Annotated in this window: 19 protein-coding genes and 1 riboswitch; all 19 genes read left to right on the plus strand. The window is 55.0% G+C overall.

From position 1 onward, the window contains the following. Positions 1-359: 359 nt before the first annotated feature. The 19 genes from hxlB (at position 360) to AK2_RS10700 (ending at position 24492) form a co-directional block, all read left to right on the plus strand. Positions 360-932: a 6-phospho-3-hexuloisomerase gene (hxlB, locus tag AK2_RS10600; RefSeq protein WP_067934145.1), complete on the plus strand. Its 573-nt coding sequence runs from the start codon at positions 360-362 to the stop codon at positions 930-932. A 17-nt stretch (positions 933-949) separates the two neighbouring features. Further along, on the plus strand, positions 950-1972 hold the full coding sequence (locus tag AK2_RS10605) for a zinc-dependent alcohol dehydrogenase family protein (RefSeq protein WP_067934147.1): 1023 nt from the start codon (positions 950-952) through the stop codon (positions 1970-1972). Between the two features lie 554 nt (positions 1973-2526). Next, entirely contained in the window at positions 2527-4080 is a 1554-nt protein-coding gene (locus tag AK2_RS10610; protein ID WP_067934148.1) for an extracellular solute-binding protein, read from the plus strand. Positions 4081-4185: 105 nt separating this feature from the next. Further along, entirely contained in the window at positions 4186-5118 is a 933-nt protein-coding gene (locus tag AK2_RS10615; RefSeq protein ID WP_245629135.1) for a carbohydrate ABC transporter permease, read from the plus strand. After that, positions 5118-5963 (plus strand): carbohydrate ABC transporter permease, encoded by an 846-nt coding sequence (locus tag AK2_RS10620; protein ID WP_067934150.1) that lies wholly within the window; start codon positions 5118-5120, stop codon positions 5961-5963. Before AK2_RS10615 ends, AK2_RS10620 begins: the two co-directional genes overlap by 1 nt. A gap of 88 nt (positions 5964-6051) precedes the next feature. After that, positions 6052-7158, plus strand: coding sequence for an NAD(P)-dependent alcohol dehydrogenase (locus AK2_RS10625; RefSeq protein WP_067934152.1), 1107 nt, complete (start codon positions 6052-6054; stop codon positions 7156-7158). A gap of 27 nt (positions 7159-7185) precedes the next feature. Then, a complete protein-coding gene (locus tag AK2_RS10630) occupies positions 7186-7995 on the plus strand; it encodes a DeoR/GlpR family DNA-binding transcription regulator (RefSeq protein ID WP_067934154.1) in 810 nt (269 codons plus the stop codon). 49 nt (positions 7996-8044) lie between these two features. After that, positions 8045-8881 carry a class I fructose-bisphosphate aldolase gene (locus AK2_RS10635; RefSeq protein WP_067929568.1) on the plus strand — a complete coding sequence of 279 codons (837 nt, stop codon included), beginning with the start codon at positions 8045-8047 and terminating at the stop codon, positions 8879-8881. Positions 8882-8885: 4 nt separating this feature from the next. Next, positions 8886-10043 (plus strand): Gfo/Idh/MocA family protein, encoded by a 1158-nt coding sequence (locus tag AK2_RS10640; RefSeq protein WP_245629136.1) that lies wholly within the window; start codon positions 8886-8888, stop codon positions 10041-10043. A gap of 17 nt (positions 10044-10060) precedes the next feature. Beyond that, on the plus strand, positions 10061-11389 hold the full coding sequence (locus AK2_RS10645; protein WP_067934159.1) for a carbohydrate kinase family protein: 1329 nt from the start codon (positions 10061-10063) through the stop codon (positions 11387-11389). 1429 nt (positions 11390-12818) lie between these two features. Continuing rightward, entirely contained in the window at positions 12819-14177 is a 1359-nt protein-coding gene (locus AK2_RS10660; RefSeq protein ID WP_217994688.1) for an MFS transporter, read from the plus strand. Between the two features lie 27 nt (positions 14178-14204). After that, positions 14205-15698 carry an L-fucose/L-arabinose isomerase family protein gene (locus AK2_RS10665; RefSeq protein ID WP_245632868.1) on the plus strand — a complete coding sequence of 498 codons (1494 nt, stop codon included), beginning with the start codon at positions 14205-14207 and terminating at the stop codon, positions 15696-15698. 72 nt (positions 15699-15770) lie between these two features. Further along, entirely contained in the window at positions 15771-16106 is a 336-nt protein-coding gene (locus AK2_RS10670; RefSeq protein ID WP_083521093.1) for an L-rhamnose mutarotase, read from the plus strand. A 222-nt stretch (positions 16107-16328) separates the two neighbouring features. Continuing rightward, positions 16329-17540 (plus strand): L-rhamnose isomerase, encoded by a 1212-nt coding sequence (gene rhaI / locus AK2_RS10675; protein WP_067934172.1) that lies wholly within the window; start codon positions 16329-16331, stop codon positions 17538-17540. Further along, a complete protein-coding gene (locus tag AK2_RS10680; protein ID WP_083521095.1) occupies positions 17540-19084 on the plus strand; it encodes a rhamnulokinase in 1545 nt (514 codons plus the stop codon). Before rhaI ends, AK2_RS10680 begins: the two co-directional genes overlap by 1 nt. Further along, positions 19084-21129, plus strand: coding sequence for a bifunctional aldolase/short-chain dehydrogenase (locus AK2_RS10685; protein ID WP_067934176.1), 2046 nt, complete (start codon positions 19084-19086; stop codon positions 21127-21129). Before AK2_RS10680 ends, AK2_RS10685 begins: the two co-directional genes overlap by 1 nt. 40 nt (positions 21130-21169) lie before the next feature. Continuing rightward, entirely contained in the window at positions 21170-21931 is a 762-nt protein-coding gene (locus AK2_RS10690; protein ID WP_067934215.1) for a DeoR/GlpR family DNA-binding transcription regulator, read from the plus strand. A gap of 114 nt (positions 21932-22045) precedes the next feature. Further along, positions 22046-22147, plus strand: a riboswitch (purine riboswitch). Positions 22148-22468: 321 nt separating this feature from the next. Beyond that, positions 22469-23140, plus strand: coding sequence for a xanthine phosphoribosyltransferase (locus AK2_RS10695; RefSeq protein WP_067934178.1), 672 nt, complete (start codon positions 22469-22471; stop codon positions 23138-23140). Further along, on the plus strand, positions 23140-24492 hold the full coding sequence (locus AK2_RS10700; protein WP_067934182.1) for a nucleobase:cation symporter-2 family protein: 1353 nt from the start codon (positions 23140-23142) through the stop codon (positions 24490-24492). Before AK2_RS10695 ends, AK2_RS10700 begins: the two co-directional genes overlap by 1 nt. Positions 24493-24609 lie beyond the last annotated feature (117 nt).

Below are 24609 nucleotides of genomic sequence, written 5' to 3' on the forward strand. Positions count from 1 at the left end.
CCAGTCAACGGGTCCCCCTGTGTGTCCACCCATGACGTGCAAAGGAGGGAGGTTATGATTCACATCCCTTCCGGCGAACGATTTCCATGAAATGTTAAGTTTGTGTTGATCATGTTTATGTGTGCACTTTTTATACGTTCCCGTGATCCTAGGAGCTTGCAAGGTTGTGGTTGATAAGACACAATAGAACTGTCTTTTTATCAAAACTAAACAGATCGGCTGATTAATTTGTTGATTTTTGTTGGTGTATTTCAGAAAGGTGGTGAGACATGAGGATTCGCCTGGGGATTTCAACCGGGTTTGCAGGTGGATAGGTACCAAACATTATGAATCCCGCGGAGGGGGATGTTTGTAAACAAATGGGAAATGGCCAGTGTGATACGTTCGAACTGCGGGATCGGATGATGCAAGAATTGCGCCAGGCCTTCCAACGCGTGGAGGAGGAGCAGTTGGGACAACTACTGGACGAAATCTGCCAAGCTAAGCGGGTGTTCGTGTATGGCCTGGGTCGCGAACGACTGATGTTGCAAGCATTTGCGATGCGCCTCATGCATTTGGGGCTGACGGTTCACGTGGTGGGCGACGTTACGACACCACGCATAGGCGAGGGTGATCTTTTTCTGACCAGTTCTGGAACTGGGTATCTTGCGACTGTAGAGGCGTTGATGAAGATTGCGAGGACGGCCAGGGCTCGGATCGCTTTCTTTACAGCCGCCACGGATTCACCATTACTTCCAATGGTGGACCAAGCAGTCTTGATTCCAGCGCGGACAATGCGTGACGACAGGAATGGCACTTCGTCCGTCCAGCCGATGGGGACGTTGTTTGAACAGGTGCAGCTCATGCTGCTCGATATGCTGGCAATGCGATTAAAAGAGCGGCTTGGCCGGACAGAGACGGATATGGTCGAGCTGCACACTAACCTGGAATAGAAAAAGGTGAGGGAATCGTGAAAGCGGTTGTATATGATGCGCCGCGTTCGTTTCGAGTGGCAGATGTGCCAGTTCCGGAGATTGCGGCAAATCAGGTCCTTGTTAGAGTCGCCACGTGTGGCGTTTGCAAAACGGACGTGCACATTCACCATGGCGAGTTTCTGGCGGAGTTTCCGTTGATACCTGGGCATGAGTTTGCTGGGGAGATTGTCAAGGTCGGAAGCGGGGTGGAGGCTTTCAGGCCTGGGGACAGAGTGGCGGTGGACAACACAGTGTTGTGTGGTCACTGTTACTACTGCCGGCGGAATGAACCACTATTTTGTGAAAGATTCTACTCTCTGGGGTGTAATGGGCCCGGCGGTTTCGCCGAATATGTGGCTGCGGGGCATGACAAGGTGTTCCCGATTGGCAATCTTACGTTTGAAGAAGCAGCCATGATTGAGCCGACAGCATGTGCGGTGCACGGATTGGATGTGATCGATGTACGCCCTGGGGACGATGTACTGTTGTTTGGTACCGGACCGACGGGCATCGTGCTGGCGCAGTTGCTGCGCCACGCGGGCGCCGGAAACCTCGTGGTGGTCGCTTCCGACGAGCGCAAATTGGAAGTGGTGGCGGGGCTGGCGGCAGCTGACGTAGTACGTATGGATAGGTCCGACTATTCCAAGCATACGGCCGAGTTACAGCGGCGTTACCCGAAAGGATTTGACGTTATTATCGACGCGACAGGCGCAGTCACTGTCCTCCAGCACTGCACACAGTTCGCCAAGTACGGCGCGAAGATCGTGGTGTACGGCGTGTGCAACGAATCGGACCAAATGGTCATCAGTCCGTATGAAGTGTTCCGAAAAGAACTGAAGATTATTGGTTCATTCGCGCAGACGCACTGTTTTGATCGGGCAATTAAATTCATGCAGCGGGGTATTGTGAATGTTCGTGACATCATTACACATCGATTTTCACTCGACGATTTTGGAGACGCCATCAAGCAGGTCGAGTCCGGGCGTGGACATATAAAGGTGATAGTTGGAAGTGTGTGACGGTGGGTATGGGCGCAGTGAAGATTTTGAAGATATATGGGGAGTGACGAACTGAAGTTTTGAGCATGGCACGGGGAGCGATATAAGTTTGGGGAGTTAAGTTTTGTAACGGTCCACAAGTTCCGGAGAGATATAGAAAATCCCCTGGGCACCCGTGGATCGAAGTTCCTTTCTCCTGCCTACAACCGAATCTTGAAATCATGGCCACTCTACTCCCATGACATCGCACTCCCTCATGAGTGATTATCTTGTGGTTGGGTGTTTGTAGATGTTCAACTCTAGACAATGTCTTGTTGATTTGCTATAGTCTACACGTCAAGAATTGTTTATTTGTGTTCTGGTGTTGTTGAATGAACTAGAATTTGGGGGTGAGAGGAGCTGTATCGCTGGGGAAGACTCCAAGGATGTTCTCTGTCTAGAGACGGTTTCCTCAGCGGATAGGCTGATATTGTAGTTTCACGAGTCGGTTGCGCGTGGATTGTGGCCAGTTTCAGTGTTGGGTCAGAACGAGGATGTCTATTTTACGTTTACGGGCAGTCAAGGGGGGTTGTGTTGTGAAGCAGCGTATGTTGAAAGCGGCTTCGATATGTATGTTGGGTTCTTTAGTGACTCTCGCGGGCTGTGGGACCGAAAGCAACAGCAACAATGCAAGCCAAGTCACCAGTGGGGGGAAAGCTGCCAGCACGAAGCAGGTGCAGGCGCCCTTTCCTGGATGGGTGAAAGGTTTGCCAAAGATCACAGCACCAGAGGGGTTCAACTGGAAACAGTTTGCCGGTACACATTTGACTTTGATATCAGAGAATACGCCGCCATCTTCCGCGTTAGCAGATAATATCAAGCAGTTCGAAAAGGTCACAGGAATTACTGTGACGATAGAACAAAGTGACCTGAACACGGTGGCGCAAAAAGTGGCCTTGGACTTTGCTGCAAAATCGGACAAGTACCAGCTTATTTACGCGGATCCCTATCAGATTTTGTCCAAGTACTCATATGACTTCGTGGACTTGAACACGTTCAATAATGACCCTAATTTGCCTCACATTCCTGGTGGTTTAAAGGACTTTATCCAAAGCCAGTTGTTCGTGGACGGATATATGGGCAACATGCAACATCTTTACGCGGTGCCATATGACTGTCCAACCATGATTCTCTTCTATCGCAAGGACATCTTTGACAACCCAACGTACAAGGCTATGTTCAAGAAGGAAGAGGGCTTCGATTGGACTCCTGGCCCGAATTTGACGTGGCAGCAGTATTATACAATTGAAAAGTGGATCAACCAGAAAATAAAGCAAGGCGTTATCAAGGGAGTCAAGTACGCTGCCGGAGATCAAGCCAAACAATATGACTCCCTGCAGTGCGATTTCAGTGATCTTTTAGCCGCGTATGGTGGAGACTATTTTAAGTCTTCGAGCCTCGGTAGCCTTGGTGCTGCGAATCCGGGACCGTCTGCGATGGATTCGTCGAAAGCGATTGCGGCTGCCACTATGTACAAGAACATTGTTCAAGCTGCCGCTCCGGGTAGTACGTCGTGGGATTGGAACGGACTCGCTGAAGCTTTCGCCGCCGGTGATATTGCTATGGCGCCAGAATGGCACGAAGATGCCTCTATGATGGAGAACCCGGCCAAGTCGAAGGTTGTGGGTAAGGTTGGATACGCCATCCTACCACACGGTCCGGCTCGCAGCGCGAACATCTTTGGTGGCACCGGTATTGGAATTAACAAGAACGCGACATCCGAGGAACAAAAGGCTGCTTGGCTGTTTATAGTCTGGGCCACTTCGCCGCAATCGCAGTACATGATTCTGAAATCTAAGGATGGTGGAGAAACACCGACCCGTTACTCCGTATACAACCTGCCTGAAATTAAGAAGGGCATGACGCCTGGAACGCCGGAATCCAAGGAAATGCCCAATCTGTTGGCCATGAAGGCAACGCTGGAGGCGTGGAAGTCGCAGAATGTGTACATGCGCCCGAAGATCCCGCAGTGGCCGCAGGTGGACTCTATTGTGTTTACCGAGTTATCTAAGATGCTGGCAAACGAAGAAACACCGGCTCAGGCGATGAAAAATATCGCGCAGCAGACCAACCAGTTGACCGGTCAATAATCCGCAGGTACTGCAGGTACTAAAGTATGCAAGAAAGAACAATAGGGTTCAGGCTTATTGATGCACTGGACCCTGTTGTTCTCGTGAAAGGGGCGTAGCAACAACGTGGAATCGAATGCAAGCGAAGTGCGTAGCGATCACATGCTGTCGGTTGCTGGGCCCAAAGTCACTCGTAGACGGAAGCGCAGCAATACAACAGAGATATGGATGCTAACGCCGTCCATTGTCATCCTAGCCGTCATCAGCATGGTTCCATTTTTCTACATGATCTATGCCAGTCTAATGAATTACACGGTGAACCCGGATCAGCCGACGTTTTACCAGTTGCACAATTGGGTTTCGATATTGCGAGATTCGACTTATTGGCACTCATGGGAACGAACGGCGATATTTGTTATCATCGGCTTGGCAGTAGAGTTACTGGTCGGGACCGGAATTGCACTGGCCATCTACCATATTCCAAAAGGCCGCAATTTAATCGTTACATTGTGGATGCTACCGCTGTTTGTGGCACCTATCGTCACCGGTTTACTCGGCAGGTTCCTGCTTAACACTACGTATGGTATGTACGCGTGGTTTTTACAATTGGTTGGCATAAAGACGGATATCCTGGGTACCACCTCTACGGCAATGCCGGCCATTATTCTAATGGACGTATGGGAGTGGACGCCCTTAATCACAATTATTGTCTTGGCTGGGCTGCAGTCGATGCCGGAGGAACCGCTAGAAGCGGCGGACGTAGACGGGGCGAACTATTGGGCCAAGCTCCGTTACGTAATCTTGCCCCTGGTGTCGCGAACTATTGTCGTGGCACTATTGATTCGGTCGATGGATATCCTCCGTTATGTGGATACTATTCTCATTACTACGGAGGGGGGGCCCGCCGACTCCACTAAGACTATTGGTTACTATCTGGTTCAGGTCGCATTCCAATTCCAAGACTTCGGTCGAGCCGCAGCTATCGGTTTTACCATGTTAATTGTGAGTATTTTCTTGGGCAGGACGTTCATTCGGATCTTCGCGAGGGGTGAGCAGTGATGGGCAGGAGTCGTGCTGGAAAGAAGCGGAGTTCCGTGGGAACAACTCTCATTTATATCATCGTCGTCATCGCGCTTATATGGGCGTTATTGCCAATTCTTTGGATGGTTCTCTCGTCGTTAAAGACACAAGCAGGAATGTTCTCAATGCCTCCGAAATTCTTTTTTAAGCCTACATTTGACACGTATCGTCAGATGTTCTCATCGACCGGGAATTTCGGACATTACCTGTGGAACAGTGTGGTAGCGTCGGTATTGTCCACAATCATTTCCCTGGTCTTGGGGACACTAGGTGGCTTCGCTCTCGCACGAGGGAATTTCAAGCGCGAAAGTGATCTTTCTTTTTGGGTGATTAGTACACGCATGGCACCTATCCCGGCTGTAATGCTGCCCTTGTATTTGATGTTCTCCAAGCTTGGCCTCATTGGCACTATGACGGGGCTGGTATTCGCCTATACGACATTCAATCTTCCATTTGCATTATGGATCATGATGACCTTCTTCAGGGACATCCCGCCGGCACTTGAGGAGGCAGGGATGGTGGACGGGTGCAGTAAGTTTGAGGCATTCTGGAGGGTAACGTTACCTATGGCGGCTCCCGGTTTGGTGGCAACTGGCATTCTGTGCTTGATGTTTGCCTGGAATGACTATTCATTCGCCTCCGTGTTTACTGGGCAGAGCACGCAGACTGTACCGGTTGCAGCGTCCTTGCTAGTTTCTCAGGAAGGTGTCCAATGGGGACAGGCGATGGCCACGGGGACCATCATCATCCTGCCGATGGTGATTGCCGGTATCTTCGTCCGTAAGTACCTGGTGCGCGGTCTTTCGATGGGAGCAGTGAAATGATGTCTACGCATGACCACTGTGGCTAATTAGCAAACAGTCGAGTGGCGTAATTATACATGCGAAACAGAAATAAGGGAGGGAAAGCGAGATGGCTATCGAAGTTAAGTCTACCTCGTCTACCGTAACCCAGGTGCCCAAGCAGATGTGTGCTGCCGTGTTGGAGCGACCGTTTCAGGTGAGTATAAAGGAACTGCCAGTACCTGAGCTGGGGAGTCACGAAGTACTCGTAAAGGTGATGGCGGTCGGGGTATGCGGATCTGACGTGCATTATTACGAACACGGACGCATCGGAGACTTTGTCGTGAAGAAGCCCATCATTCTGGGACACGAGTGCGCAGGCATCGTGGTGGATGTAGGCAGTCAGGTTTCGCGCGTGAAGGTGGGGGATCGTGTAGCGGTAGAACCTGGCGTTACCTGTGGTCGCTGTGACGCCTGCAAATCGGGCCGCTACAATCTGTGCCCGGAGGTGCAGTTTCTAGCGACACCTCCATATGACGGGGCGTTTGTGGAATATATCAAGCATCGCGAGGACTTCGTGTTTCAGATTCCAGATAGTCTCTCGTTTGAAGAGGCGGCGTTAGTCGAGCCGTTGTCGGTGGGTATTCACGCCTGTAGGCGGGCGGGTGTCCAGCCTGGATCGCGCGTCGCGGTAATGGGTATGGGCCCCGTGGGCCTGCTAACTGTGGTTGCAGCCAAAGCGTTTGGGGCGTCGGAAGTGTACGTCACGGACTTAGAGCCCATTCGGCTGGAGGCAGCGAAACACCTTGGAGCCTCCGTGGCGGTCAATGTGCAGGAGCGGGACCCGGTGGAGGTCATACGCGAAATGACAGATGGTGCAGGAGTGGATGTGGCCGTGGAGACTGCTGGCAACCCACGGGCTTTGCAGTCTGCTCTCATGTCCTTGAAGCGTGGCGGTCGGTTGGGTATCGTGGGGTTGCCGGCACAGGACGAGATTGGAATGAACGTACCATTCATCTCAAGCTTTGAGGTGGACATCTTCGGGGTATTCCGATATGCAAATACGTACTCGCAAGGTATCAAGTTTCTTGCTTCAGGAAACTATGACGTGAGAAGTCTGATTACAGATCAGTATCCGCTAGAGAAGGCGAAAGACGCTTTGGAACGAGCGCGGACCAACAAGAGCGGGAGCTTGAAGGTGATGGTCTATCCTAATGGTCTTCCGGCAAACAATTGAGTTGCCTACTATATGGGGTCTGTCGTCATGTTGAACATTGAACGTCAAGCGCGCATTACCGAGTTAATCCGTGAAAAACGAATGGTCTCCGTCGCGGAGTTGATGGAACTGTTCTCCGTGTCGGACATGACTATTCGACGAGACCTAGATGTCCTGGAGCGGAAAGGCATCGTTCGCAAGGTTTACGGAGGAGCGGTGCTGGCGGATCTGGTGCTGGCAGATTACGTTCTCGGTGCACCTCATGAATACTCCATGGTAGCTCGGGAAACAGCGCGCGTAGAGGCCAAGAGAGCGATTGCCAAGGAAGCGGTGTCGCTGATCCAGCCCGAAGATGTGATACTGCTCGATGCCGGATCGACCACGTTGCAGGTCGCCAAGGCGTTTCAGCCGTCACCTGATCAAGTGGTCATCACCAATTCCATTCCCATCGGTCTGGAACTGATGGGGAAGCCGGTCAGCCTCCATTTGATTGGAGGCGACCTGCGCTCAGCCACTCAGTCAACTGTGGGTCCTAAGGCGAAGGCGTTTCTGACTGACTTGCGGGCACGCAAGGTTTTTCTTGGTGCTTCGGCGCTGTCCTTAGAGAACGGGTTGATGAATTTCAACCTATACGAGGCGGAGATCAAGCAAGAGATGATACAGTGTTCCGAACAGGTAATTCTTGTTGCGGATTCGAGCAAGTTCGCCGCCCAATCGTATTACACGTTTGCACAGTGGAAAGATGTTGATGTGTTTATTACGGATTCCGAAATCTCTCTGACTGTCGTCCGTAAACTTGAGGAGCGAGGGGTGCGAGTGGTTATCGCGGGAAGTTCAAGTCTCGGGCGACACGCGTGACCTCCCCACATCTGGATTGACATTCGAGTTAAGGCGGAGTGTATGAAGAGTGAAAGCAGCCCGGTTAAATCGGTTGTTTGGACCCGACGGGAAATGTTTTGACGTTGCCATAGATCACGGATTTTTCAATGAAAACAGTTTCCTGCAAGGAATTGAGAACATAGAGAAGGCAGTGGTAACCATCGCGGATGCGGGTCCCGACGCTATTCAATTAAGTCCGGGACAAGGCCCCATCCTACAGTCGATAAAAGGGAAGCACAAACCGGCTCTGGTCATGCGGACTGATGTAGCAAATGTCTACGGACGCAAGCTGCCTGACTACCTCTTCAGTCAACTAATTGAGGACGCAGTGGAGCATGCTGTGCGCCTGGACGCTGCGTGCGTAGTGGTGAACCTGCTCTGGTTGCCGAACCAGCCGAAACTGTATCATCAGTGCGTCGCCAATGTCGCCAAACTCCAGCTTCAATGTGAGAGATATGGGATGCCACTAATGGTGGAACCGTTGGTCATGCAGCCGAACGAGGTAGCCGGAGGCTATATGGTGGACGGCACTCTGGAGAAAATTGTTCCACTCGTACGCCAGGCTGTCGAGCTTGGTGCAGATGTCATCAAGGCAGACCCTTGTGATAATGTGGAAGATTTTCACTATGTGGTGGAAGCGGCAGGCGGCCGTCCTGTGCTGCCTCGGGGTGGCGGCAAAGCGTCGGAAGAAGACATCCTGCGGCGCACGCACGCCCTGATGCGACAAGGTGCCTCCGGAATAGTGTACGGGCGCAACGTCCTCCAATCCGACGATCCACAGGCGATGACACGGGCGTTCTTGGCCATTGTGCACGGCGGGGCAAGTGTGGAGGATGCCCTGCGGATCCTCAGGAAAGAGGTGTAATCGATTGGCACAGAGGCGAGTGCTGCGCTTTGGTGTCATCGGAGCCGGGTTGATGGGACGAGAGTTCGCAAGCGCTGCGATGCGCTGGTGCCATTTGGACGGGTTGGATTTTGCACCGTCGATTGTCGCTGTGTGTGACGTGAATGAGCGAGCGACACGTTGGTTCGAAGACAACGTGCCGACGGTGGAGCGCGTCACACGCGACTACCATGAGTTGCTGGCCGATCCTTCCGTCGACGCCGTGTACTGTGCCTTGCCGCATCATCTGCACGCGCGTACATATGTGGATGCAATCCGAGCGGGTAAGCACCTGATGGGTGAGAAGCCGTTTGGCATCGACGAGGTGGCCAATCAGCAGATTCTGGCGATGTGCCATGAGAATCCAGAAGTATTGGTGCGGTGCTCGTCTGAGTTTCCGTTTTTTCCCGGTGCATATCAAATCGCCAAGTACGTCCAAGAGGGGCGATTTGGACGGTTGATTGAGGTGGAAGCTGGATTCTGGCATTCTAGCGACTTGAATCCTGACAAAGAAATAAATTGGAAGAGATTGGTGAAAACCAACGGCGCTTACGGGTGTATGGGGGACCTCGGACTGCATGTGGTACATCTTCCGTTCCGCTTTGGTTGGAGACCTCGCAACGTCCGGGCGGTGTTGTCGAACATTGTGACGGAGCGGCCGGACGGGCATGGCGGACGGGTGGCGTGCGACACATGGGACAACGCCCTCTTACTGTGTGAGGCGGAGGCGGCGAATGGGGATAGGTTTCCTATGACGCTGTCGATGAAGCGGATAGCGCCGGGCCACGCGAATACGTGGTTTTTGCGCATCATTGGGACACGGTTTTCGGTAGAATACAGCACAAAAAACCCAAAGCAACTGTTGACACTGCGGTATCAACCAGGCGCTGCGCAATCATGGGAGGTGACGGATGTAGCACACGAGAGCGCGTACCCATCTATCACAGGGCCTATATTTGAATTCGGATTTTCAGATTCTATCTTGCAAATGTGGGCGGCCTTTTGTGACGAGGTAGTGAACGGGGTTGAGATGAGACAGCCGATGCGTTGTGCGACTCCAGAGGAGACCGCGCAGAGTCACCGCCTGTTCACTGCGGCGCTCGTGTCACACGCCACAGGGGAGACGGTAAGTCTCCTGGAGTGAGCGGGGAGGATGGCACGATGAAGGAAGTGCATGCTTCGGGGATCCAGTACCGGGCAGACCACTCCGCTGCAGGCGCTGGTAAGCCTGTTGTCATGGTAGCGGGGCATGTCTGTCTGGATGTGATTCCAGACATGTCGGACAGTCGCGTAGGGTTTCGAGATTTCGCGCCGGGCCGACTGTTCGAGATCGGGCCGACACACTTCGCAGCGGGGGGGGCGGTGGCAAACACGGGTGTTGCTGTACATCACCTCGGCATTCCAGTCCGCTTGGTTGCGAAAGTTGGTACGGATCCGTTCGCGGTTCAGGTTCGGGAGATGCTGCAGCGGCAAATCGGCCGTGCGCCGTGTGATGGGGGGAAAGGTGGTGCGGGCGCAAATGGTTCCGAAGAGTCGTCCGAATTGTGTTTGGTTGTGGATGAAGAGGCGCAAACCTCGTACACCGTTGTGCTGAATCCGCGTCACACCGATCGACTGCTGTTACACTATCCGGGTACCAATGATACGTTTTGCGCGGCCGATGTCGCGCCCGATTTGTACTCGGGTATAGAGTTGTTTCATTTCGGTTATCCCCCGCTGATGCGGAGGCTGTACGAAGACGGCGGGGAGGAATTATCAGCGTTGTTTCAGTCGGCTCGGAGAGCAGGGGCTGTGACGTCGCTGGACATGGCCATGCCGGATCCGGATCGCCCTTCAGGGCAGGCAGATTGGGTGGGCTTTTTGCAACAGGTCCTACCGCATGTCGATCTGTTTATGCCCAGTGTCGAGGAACTCATGTACATGTTGGCACGGCAGCGCTACGACGCTATCCGTAGGCAAGGCGGGGAATTCGTCAGCTACGTGACAGCAGATGACCTAGCCACGGTTGCGGACCTGGCCCTGTCGATGGGGGCCAATGTGATTGCAGTCAAATTGGGAGAACAAGGACTATACCTGCGTACCCGCGGCGTGCACCAACCGAATGGACGAGCTCCCGGAGATGACGCGCGTCCCGCATGGTGGCAAGCCGCATGGGAAGATCACGGCTGGTCAGGTCGAGAATTGTATGCACCCTGTTTCCGGGTGAACGTCGCGGGGACAACGGGAGCCGGTGATTGCACTATCGCTGGATTTTTGGCGGCACTCCTCCGTGGTATGTCGCCAGAGCGAGCTATGATCACGGCGCTAGCGGCGGGCGCATGCAATGTCGAGCAGGCGGACGCGACGAGCGGGATCATTCCTTGGGACCGGCTGCAGAGTCGCATCGCCGCAGGCTGGAAACAGCATCCTCCAGCGTCAGGATTTCGCGGTTGGAAGCCAGGAGCTGGCGTGCTCAGAGGACCAGGGGATATGTGCGGATCCTATGGGTGACATATGGGTGACATACGTTAAGCATATCTTCGTATGTTACGAATCAAGCTCCTTGATGTGAGTCGGTTCGTGGAGACAAATGGGCTCCACATGGCACGGGATTTCACGCAGTATTGTCGTCCAGACGGGCGGCAGGCTGGTTTGTCTTTGCGCGGTCGCCACCAGTGCGATCGCCATTCCCCCACTATCAACACTCGGTACCCTCATCGTCCGGCGCTGCAACGTGTTTCGATTTGGGCGTTACAAACACCTCTGCGCCGACAATTGCATACGTCCAGTTGTCCCAATAGATCCTGGATGTTCTTGAAATTCCACGACTGTCCAGGTTGCCCGATTCATATTAGCACACATTCCCAAGCTCCGTATGGTACGGAACCTCGAAGGCGATTGGCGTGAGTTAGCCTGTGGCCTTTTGAAAACCTCGGTCGATGCGAAACCCTGCCGGGTCTGGGCACTCGCCCGTGACCGATAGCGGGGGCGTGCTAGTTGATTTTATATTGGTGAATTTTTTGGCTAATTTTAATTTGAAAAATAATTTAGCGTTCAAGAAATGGGCACCATATGTGGGCCTAGACACGGAAACGCACAATCCGTATCATCAATCATGAAACCGATATCATATTTCGCTATATCTTGCGGAATTGTTTTATCGCACGATAATCCTCTTCATTGTTGATTTCCACAGCGATCATCCTGGCCCAGGAGCGAATACGCTCCTCCTCTAGGATCTTGAGAATAAGTGCGTCCATCCAATATGAACGGATAGCGATGGTCCCGGGAACTGCTATTCCAATTGAATTCAGGCGTTGTTTACACATCTCTGATATAGCTCCGTCGCAAACTGATCGTTTCTCGTTCGGGCACTCTTAGGATCAGCGTCCCCACACAAGTCGTGAGCGCACGGGGTACCGTTGCGATAGCTCTGGTTTTCTTTATTCTATTCGTACGGAACTGCCTTGAACTGCTCTTTCACCTGAGTCAGGGTCTGGCTGATGACATGCTCTATCAGCTACACTACACTCCCATCCCACAAAAACAGGCTACCAAAAATCTTATCGTCCACGGTTTGGGAGTGGCCATCTTCTTTCTCTTCTGTTGATGTATCCTTGTCTATCTCGCATTCTACCAAAGGAAGAGCACATGACTCATTTTATGTCACCTGATATCATCTGTTTTACACAGCATACCGGACATAACACGATTGTATTTTAGGTCTCCTCAGCTCTTGCGGATACTGACACGATAAACAAGTTGTTACTTTAGATACTAACAGATACCAACGGAGTCACGCTAGATTCTAGCTTCTGGATCTTTGTTTTTATTTGTTTATAGTATTGACTTGCGTCTTGTTTTATATATAATTTGGTCGATAGAAACCGCTTACTATAGTTTGTTTATGCATGATTTAATGTGGGAAGGGGAGTTTATGGTGGGTAATTCTGTGCAGACTATGCCGTCTTCGGAAGCGGTTACTAGAAAGCAGTGGAAATGGACTGCAGTAGCTTCAATGGCCAATTACATTGATGCAGGGTCGATTGTCGCTGGTGCATCTGGGTTGAGCATCTGGGCTACACAATTTCATATGAGCAACAGTTTGGTGGGGGTTCTAGGAGCCTTTAGTTCAAATGCGATTTCGGCTGGAGTAGGGGCGCTTATTGGCGGAAGAATCTGTGATGTTTACGGCCGTAAAAAGATATATACTTGGGATTTACTTGTCTATTCGTTTGGTATATTGTGGATTATATTTGCTGTTAAGGTTTGGATGTTAATTGTGGGATACATTGTCGTCGGGTTAGCCGTAGGTGCGGATGTCCCGGCTTCCTGGACACTGATTGCAGAGTTGGCACCCAGTAAATCTCGAGGAAAAATGAGCGGATTTGCTCAAGTGCTATGGAATCTCGGGCCCGTTATCACTTTGCTGCTGGCATTGTTCTTATCGCCTTTAGGTGTGTTGGGAGTCAGATTGCTGTTTGTGCACCTGTTGATTGTCGCCGTTATTACATGGGCCTTACGCAGGGGCGTGGTCGAATCCGAACGATGGAAGCGGGCCGTGCAGGTTGAGTCTGGTTCCGTCGGTGGGACTGGGAGCTCCAGACGAGTGCTTGCATCGTCTGACTTGAAGCAATTGCTTTCGAACCGAGTGCACTTGGGTGGTCTTGTCTTTTGCATTGTTATGTATGGATTATGGAATCTCGTGGCGGGAACCAATGGATTCTTCTTGCCGTATATTCTGCATACGGTGGGATCGGAGTCGCAGGCCACAAGTGTCGAACTCCAGTGTTTTAACTTCCTTCTCACCGTTCTAAGCACTTTACTTGTATTTATGCCACTTAATGATCGAGTGAATCGTCGTTGGCTGTTTGCAATCTCAGCAGTGCTGCAGGTTATTGCTTTCTTGCTGTTTGTTCTATTCGACTTAAACACTTGGATAGCTTTAATTAACGTTATCCTCTATGGTATTGGCTTCGGGTTTGGGCAGCAGCCTTTCTTTCAGTTATGGTCCGGGGAGTTGTTTCCTACAAAGTTGCGCAGTACGGCCCAGGGATTCATGTTTGCTGTTGTGCGTATCGGTTTGGGGCTTTGGAGCTTCTTTGTGCCGATCCTGACGGCTACCGGATTTCATACTTTAGCGCTTATTCTTACCATGATGCTCGTCGTCAGTTCCTTGGTCGGCCTTATTTTTGCACCTAGGACTGAAGGGAAAACGCTTGAAGAAATCGAATTGGAGCGTACTGGAAATATTCACCGTACAACAGCCCCTTCCTCGACGTCTTCTCCCAACTTTTAAATGACTACGACAAGGGGGTGTAGAGTTGTGAATCCAATTAAAGTACCACGGCAACCGCGTATTGGATTATATTCCATTGGTCTACATGCTTACTGGAATCAGTTTGAGGGGCTTAGAGAGCGCCTGGTTGCGTATGGGAAATTCATTGAAAGCAAGCTGGCGGAATACGCCGAGGTCTATAATTTCGGACTGGTGGATACAGAGCAGCGAGGGCGTCGAGCCGGTGAATGGTTTAATGAGAAAAACGTTGATTTGATTTTCTGTCATGCGGCTACGTATGCGACAAGTTCTGTAGTGCTTCCGGTGCATCAGATCTGTCACAGCCCGGTTGTCGTGTTGAATCTGCAGCCAACACCGCAGATCAACTACTCCCAGGCGCACACTGGTGAATGGCTCGCTCATTGTGGTGCGTGTCCTGTGCCGGAAATTTCGAATGCCTTTGAGCGGGCAGGCATTCGCTTCCGGGGTGTGAACGGTTTGCTGGGTATGCGTCATACTCCTTCTGAGTCGTTGTCTCACGAAAGTACAGCGGATCGCCCAGAGGCTGTGCGTGCTTGGCGAAAAATCGAGGAATGGGTACGAGCGGCCGGCGTGATCGCGAATCTACGTTCCAGTCGCTTTGGCTTTTTGGGGAATACGTATAGCGGGATGCTGGACCTGTACAGTGATTTCACGATGATACAGGCCCAAGCGGGAATACACATCGAAGTGATTGAGATGTGTGATCTAGCGCGTTTAGTACAAGAGGTTACGGCCGACGAAGTGCAGGCGAAGCTGCGCGACGTGCATGAGTTTTTCACTATATCGGGCGATTCGCCTTCAGATCCCATTGCAAAGCGACCAACGCCAGAACAATTGAGATGGGCATGCACGGTTGCCGCTGCTCAGGAGAAATTGGTTCGTCAATACGATCTGCATGCTTTGACCTACTACTACCACGGTGCTCCAGGCGGGGAATATGAAAAATTGCAAGGTGGATTCATCTTAGGACATTCACTGCTCACTGCCCGGGGCATTCCTTGTGCTGGCGAAGGGGACATAAAGACAGCTTTGGCAATGAAAATCTGTGACCTCCTCGGTGTCGGGGGGAGTTATTCCGAAATTGTCGTCATTGATTATGAGCACGAAACCATCCTTCTAGGACACGATGGTCCATTTCACATTGCTATTGCGGAGGGTAAGCCAATTCTGCGGGGTATGGGGCTCTATCACGGAAAGCAGGGAACAGGCATCTCTGTGGAGGCCAAGGTGAAGCATGGACCAGTAACGACTCTTAACGTCACGCAGGTCAGAAGCGGTCACCTCAAACTCATCGTGAGCGAAGGCGATTCCGTCCCAGGCCCGATAATGAACATCGGCAACACGCAGACTCCCGTGCGCTTTCGGTTGCATCCAGACGATTATATGGAGAAATGGTTCAGAGAGGCGCCGACGCATCACTGTGCACTTTCAATCGGGCACAATTCTGGTATATTAAAGAAAGTAGGGGAATTATTGGGTTGGGAAACAGTAGTGCTATAGGTATGTGATGAGGGGAGGAGAGGGGTTGCTTGTGCCCTGCATCCTGGCTGAATTTGTGTGGAGGTGAACATTGTGGAGAGACGAGCGTTTAGGTTAAGGATTCTGCCAGGTACGGAAACTGATTATGAGGCTCGGCATCAAGCAGTATATGAGGACCTGCTTCGAGCTTTTCAGGAGGTGGGTATCAAAACGTACAGCATATTCAGGGACGGGACAACGCTCTTTGCATACATGGAGGTCGATGGCTTTGAGTCAGCCATGAGGAAGTTGGATGAACATCCGGCCAATACACGCTGGCAAGAGTTCATGTCTGATATCCTAATTCGTGATGAGCACGGACAAACGATGCAGCTTCTTCCCGAGGTCTTTCACTTTCAATCGGATGTAGATGTATATGACGAAAATTGAGTATCGATAGTCTGATGTTCTTTGTTTGTATTTACTTATGTTTGTTTATTGGGTAACATAGAGTCTGAACACAGGGGATTGCTAATTCGTTAGACGTGTATTTGCGAGGGACGGCTAAAGGTCGGTTTCGATATGTCTTTAGTGCTTCTCCCCTGCGAGGTGAAGGAGCACGCATTTCGAAGGTTACTGTTGCGTGGAAATATACCGTCAGGAGCGAGTCCAATGATAGACAGTGCCTGCAACTTTGCGCATACGGTTGCATCGACCGATCGTCTACAAGAAATCAAATCAAAACTCAAATCCCTCATCATCGAAACACCATCCTGGGGATACGCCAACAGCGGTACGAGGTTCAAGGTGTTTCGGCAGCCCGGTGTTCCTCGCAATCCGTATGAAAAACTCGAAGACGCGGCGCTTGTGCATCGCCTGACGGGTGTGTGTCCCAAGGTGGCCATCCACATTCCGTGGGACCACGTCGACGACTACCGGGACTTGAAAGCCTACGCGGAACAGCTCGGTCTCCAAATTGGAGCGGTCAACCCCAATCTGTTTCAGGACGACGACTACGCGTTGGGGAGTGTCTGTCACCCGCGAAAAGAGGTGCGCGAGAAGGCTGTGGCCCACATGCTCGAGTGCGTCGAGATCATGAGGACGGTTAACTCGGACGTGCTCAGCCTGTGGATCGCTGATGGAACCAACTATCCAGGACAGGACGACTTTCGCAAGCGGAAGCATTATTTGGTCGAAGCACTGGAGCGTGTCTACGCGGAATTGCCGGAAGGTGCCCGGATGCTTATCGAGTACAAGTTTTTCGAACCTGCGTTTTACCATACGGACCTGCCCGATTGGGGCACCGCGTACAGTTGTTGCCTGAAGCTGGGGGATAAAGCCCAGGTGTTGGTTGATCTGGGCCACCACCCGCAAGGGACGAACATTGCGCACGTTGTGGCTACCCTGTTGGACGAGGGCAAGCTGGGTGGTTTCCACTTCAACAACCGAAAATACGCGGATGATGACCTGATGGTTGGCTCCATCGATCCCTATGAACTCTTTCTCATTTGTCTCGAGTTGGTGGGCGCGGAAGACGACCCTGACACTGCGGCCTGTGCGTCACGGGTAGCCTACATGATTGACCAGTCCCACAACATCGAGTCGAAAATTCCGGCCATCCTGCGCTCGGTTGAAAACATCCAGGTGGCGTTCGCCAAGGCGTTGTTGGTGCCGCGCCAAGAACTTGAGGACGCGCAGGCGGAAGGCGATGTCATTCGCGCCGAACGCATTCTGTACGACGCGTTCCAGACGGATGTGCGACCGTTGTTGGCCCAAGTGCGCGAAGAGCTCGGCGTGCCGCAGGATCCGCTGGCGGCGTACCTGCACAGTGATGAGGAGAAAAAGCGATTGCAGCGGGGGACTGGGGGGCAAGGGTGGACGTGATGGCCAGGTGGCGCGGCTTTGCGGCGGATTTGGGGGCGAGCAACGGGCGCACAGTGCTGGGGGAGTTTGACGGACGAGTGCTCTTGCTGAAGGAATTGACCCGCTTTCCCAATCAGCCAGCCACATTGGGCGATACGGTGTATTGGGATTTTCCCCGGCTGTTCCACGAGGTGTGGGTTGGTCTGTTGGCGGCTCGACAGCAGGGTGGGATTGACAGCCTCGGTATCGATACTTGGGCGGTAGACTTTGGCTTAATTGATGGTCACGGGGAATTGGTCGCGAATCCCCGGCACTATCGAAACCCACAGTTCGTAGCGGCCATGACACAGGTGTTGGCTTCTATCTCCAAGCATGATTTGTTTCGGCGGACGGGCATTCAAATCCTGCCCATCAATACCATTTTTCAACTCGCTTACTTGCGTACCGAGCGTCCGCAGCTGTTGGACTGCGCGCGGCATGCGGTGCTGTTGCCCGATCTTTTCACGTTTTATCTGACGGGCGAGCTGGTGAGCGAGTTCACCGATGCCACCACAACGCAGCTGCTGCGTCAGGGCACGTTGGATTGGGACGGCGATTTGCTTGCCGCGCTCGGGATTCCGTCGGATCTGCTGCCGCCCGTGGTACCGCCGCTGCACCGGCTCGGGAGCCTGCGTCCCCGCTTGCAGGCGCAACTGGGAGCCGGTCGCGTCGATGTCGTGAATGTGGCGGAACACGACACCGCCTCCGCCATTCTCGCGTTGCCGTCAGGCGCGCGCAAAGTGGCCTACATCTCTAGCGGTACGTGGTCGCTGGTCGGCACACTCGTCCCGCGGCCGCTCATTACAGAGGTGACCGAGCAGTTTAACTTCACCAACGAAGGCGGTGTCGGCAACTACCGACTGCTAAAAAATGTAATGGGTTTGTGGTTGTTACAGGAAGTGCGCCGTCTTTGGACGCGTCAAGGCCGCGATGTGTCGTTTGCCGATATGGTGGCCATGGCCGAGCGGGCCGCTCCAATGGCCTGCGTGATCGATCCGGACGCGGAGGTCTTCCTGGCGCCGGACGATATGGTCCAGGCGATACAGGCTTTCGCGGCGCGAACGGGTCAACACATGCCTGAGGACGACGCAGCGGTGGTGCGCTGTATCCTCGAGAGCCTGGCGCTCAAGTACCGCTGGGTGCTGGAACGTCTGGAAGAGGCGACACAGAGCCGGTTCGATGCGATTCACGTGGTGGGGGGCGGGGTGAACAACACCGCCTTGTGCCAGTGGACGGCTGATGCTACAGGCAAGCCGGTGGTGGCGGGACCGGCCGAGGCGACCGTGGTCGGGAATCTGTGTGCGCAGTTGATTGCGCAAGGGGAGTTGAGCGGGGTGGACGAGATCCCGGCGCTCATCGGCCGCTCGTTTGCCCAGACGACATACACGCCGCGCCCAGACGATGGGCGCTGGGCGTTCGGTTATGAGCGGCTCGTTGCGCTCATGGAACAGACAGAGCCCATGCCGGCCGACGCCCGTACGGGCGGATCGGGGCAAGGGCGACAGGTGAAAGGAGATACGTGTTGATGACGGCAACCGTTGTTCAGACTTCTTTGCGGCAACTGGTGGTTCGCTCAAACCGGTTGGGCTCCGACCGGTCCGTGTGCAACTGGGGCGGCGGGAACACATCGATGAAGACGGTGATGACCGACTTTCGGGGTCGTCAGGTCAAGGTGCTTTGGGTCAAGGGGAGTGGCTCCGACTTGGCCGACGCGACTGAGAAAAACTTTACGGCGTTGCGTTTGGATGACATCATGCCGTTGCTTGAGCGGGATGAGTTAAGTGACGAGGAGATGGTGGAGTACCTCGCTCACTGCATGCTGGACGCGCGCCACCCGCGGTCTTCCATTGAGACACTCCTGCACGCGTTTCTCCCGTTCCCGCATATTGACCACACGCATCCGGACAGCATCATCTCCCTTTGCTGCGCCGACAATGGCCGCCAGTTGGCCGAGGAGTTGTTCGGCCAGCGAATGGTCTGGGTGCCGTATGTGCGTCCGGGCTTTCAATTGTCGAAGATGATTGCCGAAGCGGTGGCGGCGAATCCGGCGTGTGAATTGGTCTTGATGGAGAAACACGGCCTCATCACGTGGGGGGACACCTCGGACGCCTGCTACGAAAACACCCTGCGGGTGATTCAGGAGGCGGCCGATTACATTGCCGCCCGGATGAACCCGCAAACCGTGTTCGGCGGCTCTAGGCATCCGTCCCTCCCGAGCGAACAGCGTCGGCAAGTCGCCGCGGCGGTGCTGCCTGTCATCCGCGGCCTGGTGTCGCAAAAGCAGCGGGCGATTCTCACCTACGACGATAGCGACGATTTGCTCCAGTTCGTTAACAGCCAGGATGCTCCAGAACTTTCGCAGGTGGGGGCCGCCTGCCCGGATCACCTTGTCCATACGAAGCGGGTCCCGCTGTATGTCGACTGGCAGCCGGAGAGTGGGGATGTGGAGCAGCTGGTCGAGCGTCTGCGGGTCGGAATGGAGCGGTATGCAGCCGAGTACAGCGAGTATTTCCGGCGACATACAGATGGTAACCAGTCTATGGCCGATCCGTACCCGCGCGTGATTCTCATTCCCGGGCTCGGGGTCATCGGCACGGGTAAGACGAAGAAAATGGCCAATATCGCGGTGGATCTTTACCGGCGGGCGGTGGCGGTGATGAAAGGGGCGAGCACGCTCGGGCGGTTTGTGTCCCTGGATGAGCGGGAGTCGTTCCGCGTGGAGTATTGGCCGCTTGAACTCTACAAACTATCGCTCGCCCCGCCGGAGAAAGAGTTGTCGCGGCAGGTGGCGTTTGTCACCGGCGGTGCGGGAGGCATCGGCAGCGCGACCGCCGAGCGGCTGGCGGCCGCCGGCGCGCACGTGGTCATCGCGGATATCAACACGGAGCGCGCGCAGCAGGTGGCGGGGGAACTGGCGGATCGCTTTGGTGAAGGGACAGTCACCTCGGTGTACCTGGACGTGACCAGGGAGGAATCGGTCGAGGAGGCCCTGCGGGCGACAATCCTGGCGTACGGCGGCCTGGACCTGCTCGTGTCGAACGCGGGCCTGGCCAGTTCCGCGGCGGTCACGGAGACCACGCTGGACGAATGGAACCGTAACCTGGCCGTGCTGGGGACCGGGTACTTCCTGACCTCGCGGGCGGCGTTCGCCACTTTGCTGCGGCAAGGCATTGGCGGCAGCATCGTGTTTGTCGCGTCCAAAAACTCGGTGTACGCGGGCAAGGACGCGGCGGCGTACAGCAGCGCCAAGGCCCTGGAGGTCCATTTGGCGCGCTGTTTGGCGGTCGAGGGCGGCCCGTACGGTATCCGCGTCAATTCGGTGCTGCCGGACGCGGTCCTGCAGGGATCGCAGATCTGGAACTCCAGCTGGCGTGAGGAACGGGCCGCCGCCTACGGGATTTCCCCGGACGAACTGGAAGAGTATTATAAAAATCGGACCCTCCTCCATGTCAACGTGGTGCCGGAAGACATTGCTGAAGCTGTTTTGTTCCTGGCGTCCGACAGGGCGGCTAAGACGACGGGATGCATGTTGACCGTGGACGGAGGCGTGGCCGCCGCGTTTACGAGGTAGTGCAATGAAAACCACCTATGGTAAGTCGGTGATGAATTCGATGTTGATGGCAGACCGGCACCGCCGCATTGTGGAGCTTGTCGAGCGGGAGGGGAGTGTGCGCGTCTCTGAGCTGAGCGAACTGTTTCAGGTAACGGAGGAGACGATACGGCGCGACCTGGATAAATTGGAGTCGGAAGGCAAGGTCCTGCGCACACACGGCGGAGCGGTTCGCAACGGGGAGCCGGGGTTGGAAATCCCGGTCTCGGAGCGGGAAATTGAACGGATTGAGCAAAAGCGCGCGATTGCCGAGAAGGCGATGGAGTGGATTGAAGCGGGAGACCACATCATGCTCGACGCCAGCACGACCGCCTGGCAGATGGCGAAGATTCTTCCTGACATCCCTTTGACGGTGGTGACCAATTCGGTCAAGGTGGTCATGGAACTGGCCGGCAAGGACAACATCCAGGTCATCTCGGTGGGGGGAAACCTGGCTGCCCGGTCGCTCTCCTTTGTCGGTCCGCTGGCGGAGCGCTCGCTAGACAGCTACCATGTGGGCAAACTGTTCATGTCTTGCGGGGGTTGCCACCTCGAGTACGGAATCAGCGAGACCACAGAGGAGCAAGCGCGAGTCAAGGCGAAGATGATTGCCAACGCCGACGAGGTCATCCTGTTGGTGGATTCGAGCAAGTTTCAAAAGCGCGCCTTCACGAAAATCGCGCCGGTGCGGGTGGCGGACATCCTGATCACGGACGCCGAGGTCGACCCCGGCATCGTTGAACAGGTCGAGGCTCTCTCTGTGTCCGTGCACAGGGTCGAATGAAGCGAGTCGCAAGGCGGATCGGCGGTTGGTTCGGACCGCATGCTCCGCCCGGTTCCTTTTGCCCGGTTTCCATTTCGTCTTGTCAAAGCCCTGCGGCTCTGCTATGGTGGTCACATCGAACAACTGCATAGAGCTCGTATAATGCGGGGGATACGGCCCGGCAGTCTCTACCAAACGACCGTAAATCGTTTGACTACGAGTGAAAGCGCGTCTAGGGTTCCGCGCAGGGGCAGCGTGCCGACAGGGCACGCGGGGATGGCGTGCGCCCATCAGAATGAGGCGCTTGGTGCGGCTTACTGCGTCTCCATTCGCTATGGCGTAGGTGCAACATCCCGTAGGCGGACTTGCGGTCTGGACCGAGCGACGCGCCCGCGCGGTCCATCCGCGCGGGACACCAGAGGGAGAAAAGCCCAGACGGACAGGTTTCACTTGCTGGAAACGGTGGTCGAACCTGTCGGTCTGGGTTTTTTTGTAGTGGCTTGGCATCCCCGCAGGACGTGGCCCCCTAACTTTTTCATGCCAGGAGTGTGATGACCCGTGCAGTCGCTTCAGCGCCGCATCCGGGAGGAAGGACGCGTACTGTCGCCGACCGTGCTGAAGGTCGATTCATTTCTCAACCATCAGGTCGATCCCGGTCTCATTCTGGACATTGGTAAGGCTTTTGCCGCGCGGTTTGCGGGTGAACGGGTGGACAAGGTGCTGACGGTCGAGGCCAGCGGTATCCATGTCGCGATGGCGACCGCGCTGTGTCTGGCTGTCCCGTTTGTCTACGCCAAGAAACGTCGCGCCCTCACGCAGGCGGGCGAGGCGTACTCCGTGCCGGTCGTCTCGTACACGCGCGGTGAGACGGTTCCTATCACCATCTCGAAGGCGTATCTGCGCGCGGGAGAGCGGGTGTTGATTGTTGACGACATCCTTGCGCGGGGCGGCGCAATCCTCGGTTTGTGTGAGATGGTCCGGCGCGCCGGAGCTCACCTGGTTGGGGTGGGGGTGGTCATCGAGAAAAGTTTTCAGGAGGGACGGCAGCAGTTGGACGCCCTCGGCGTACCAGTCTGCGCCCTGGTCCGCATTCGCCGTATGGACGCGGGCAGGATTGAATTCCTGGCCGAAGAGGATACGGCGGAGCCCGCAGCGGACAAGGCCCTGGGTGGGATATCTCCTTTGCAACGCCCACAACCCTATTTCTCACAGAACGGGAGTGGCTTTTGATGACGGTGACCGCTCAGACGCTGCGGCGCGCACAGGTGGCCACGCTCGGCCTGCAACACGTGCTGGCCATGTACGCGGGGACGGTCGTGGTGCCGCTGCTCATCGGCAGCGCCTTGAAGCTAAACTCGGCGCAGATGGCGTACCTGCTGGCCTCGGACCTGTTCACCTGCGGCATCGCCACCCTCTTGCAGGTCATCGGAACGCGCTTTGTCGGCATCCGTCTGCCGGTGGTGCTGGGCTGCACGTTCACAGCCGTCGCGCCCATCGCGGCCATCGGTCGGACGTCTGGGATGCCCGCTGTCTTCGGCGCCATCCTGGCGGCTGGCCTGATGGTCGTGTTGGTGGCGCCTGTCTTCGGCAAGGTGCTGCGCCTGTTTCCGACCGTGGTGACAGGGTCTGTCGTCACCATCATCGGTCTGTCTCTCATCCCGGTGGCCATGAACGACGCGGCCGGGGGCAGCGGCAGCTCCGACTTCGGCCGGCCGCTCAACCTCTGCCTGGCGCTCGGCACACTGCTGCTGATTTTGTTCCTTAACCGCTTCTTGACCGGTTTCGCCCGCTCCGTCTCCGTGCTCATTGGCCTCATCGCGGGCACGCTGGCGGGCTGGCTGCTTGGCATCGTCCACTTCGACGCCGTGGCCTCGGCCTCCTGGGTGAGTGTCGTGCACCCGTTCTACTTCGGAGTGCCGCGCTTCCAACCGATGGCTGTGCTGACGATGTGCGTGGTCTGCCTGGTCAGTTTAGTCGAGTCCACCGGCGTCTACTTCGCCATCAGCCGGGTCACCGGTCAATCCATCACGGAGGCGGACATCGTCAGAGGATTGCGGGCGGAGGGGCTGGCTATCCTGATTGGCGGCGTGTTCAACACCTTCCCGTATACCACCTTCTCGCAGAACGTAGGCCTGGTTTCGCTGACGCGCGTCAAGGCGCGCAGCGTCATCGTCGCCGCCGGGGTGATCCTGGTCATCCTCGGCTGTCTCCCCAAGCTGGCGGCGTTGGCGACGGTGATTCCCAGCGCCGTCCTTGGCGGTTCGATGATAGCCATGTTCGGCATGGTGGTCGCTTACGGCATGAACATCCTTTCGCACGTGGACTTTGGCCGCAATGAGAACCTGCTGGTGGTGGCCTGCAGCGTCGCGGTCGGATTGGGATCCGCTGTCGCCCCGCAGGTGTTCAGCCACCTCCCGGGATCCCTGCAGATGCTGCTGCAAAACGGGATTGTGAGCGGATCGGTCACGGCCGTGCTCCTCAACCTGTTTCTCAATCACCGCGGCGGGGCAGGGCAGATGTCCCCGCACGGGAGCCGGGAACCTCGGCCTGAACCGCGTGTCCCCCAGACGCTGGCGGAGTGAGCCTAGCGTCCGCTTATAGAGGCCGCTTGGCCGTGAGCTGTGGTTGCGCCCGGCGCCCCGCGCGTCGGGCGGTTCTGTTTCTCTCCCCTCACGTGAGCACGTGGCTTTCATAGAAAT

The organism is Alicyclobacillus kakegawensis NBRC 103104 (genome assembly GCF_001552655.1).
GTDB classification, from domain to species: Bacteria; Bacillota; Bacilli; order Alicyclobacillales; family Alicyclobacillaceae; genus Alicyclobacillus_G; species Alicyclobacillus_G kakegawensis.

What these genes read in the sequence shown, in the direction of transcription:
- hxlB (WP_067934145.1), top strand. Translation starts at nt 360, where the DNA reads ATGGGAAATGGCCAGTGTGATACGTTCGAACTGCGGGATCGGATGATG.
- AK2_RS10620 (WP_067934150.1), top strand. Translation starts at nt 5,118, where the DNA reads ATGGGCAGGAGTCGTGCTGGAAAGAAGCGGAGTTCCGTGGGAACAACT.
- AK2_RS10625 (WP_067934152.1), top strand. Translation starts at nt 6,052, where the DNA reads ATGGCTATCGAAGTTAAGTCTACCTCGTCTACCGTAACCCAGGTGCCC.
- AK2_RS10630 (WP_067934154.1), top strand. Translation starts at nt 7,186, where the DNA reads ATGTTGAACATTGAACGTCAAGCGCGCATTACCGAGTTAATCCGTGAA.
- AK2_RS10645 (WP_067934159.1), top strand. Translation starts at nt 10,061, where the DNA reads ATGAAGGAAGTGCATGCTTCGGGGATCCAGTACCGGGCAGACCACTCC.
- rhaI (WP_067934172.1), top strand. Translation starts at nt 16,329, where the DNA reads ATGATAGACAGTGCCTGCAACTTTGCGCATACGGTTGCATCGACCGAT.
- AK2_RS10680 (WP_083521095.1), top strand. Translation starts at nt 17,540, where the DNA reads ATGGCCAGGTGGCGCGGCTTTGCGGCGGATTTGGGGGCGAGCAACGGG.
- AK2_RS10685 (WP_067934176.1), top strand. Translation starts at nt 19,084, where the DNA reads ATGACGGCAACCGTTGTTCAGACTTCTTTGCGGCAACTGGTGGTTCGC.
- AK2_RS10690 (WP_067934215.1), top strand. Translation starts at nt 21,170, where the DNA reads ATGTTGATGGCAGACCGGCACCGCCGCATTGTGGAGCTTGTCGAGCGG.
- AK2_RS10700 (WP_067934182.1), top strand. Translation starts at nt 23,140, where the DNA reads ATGACGGTGACCGCTCAGACGCTGCGGCGCGCACAGGTGGCCACGCTC.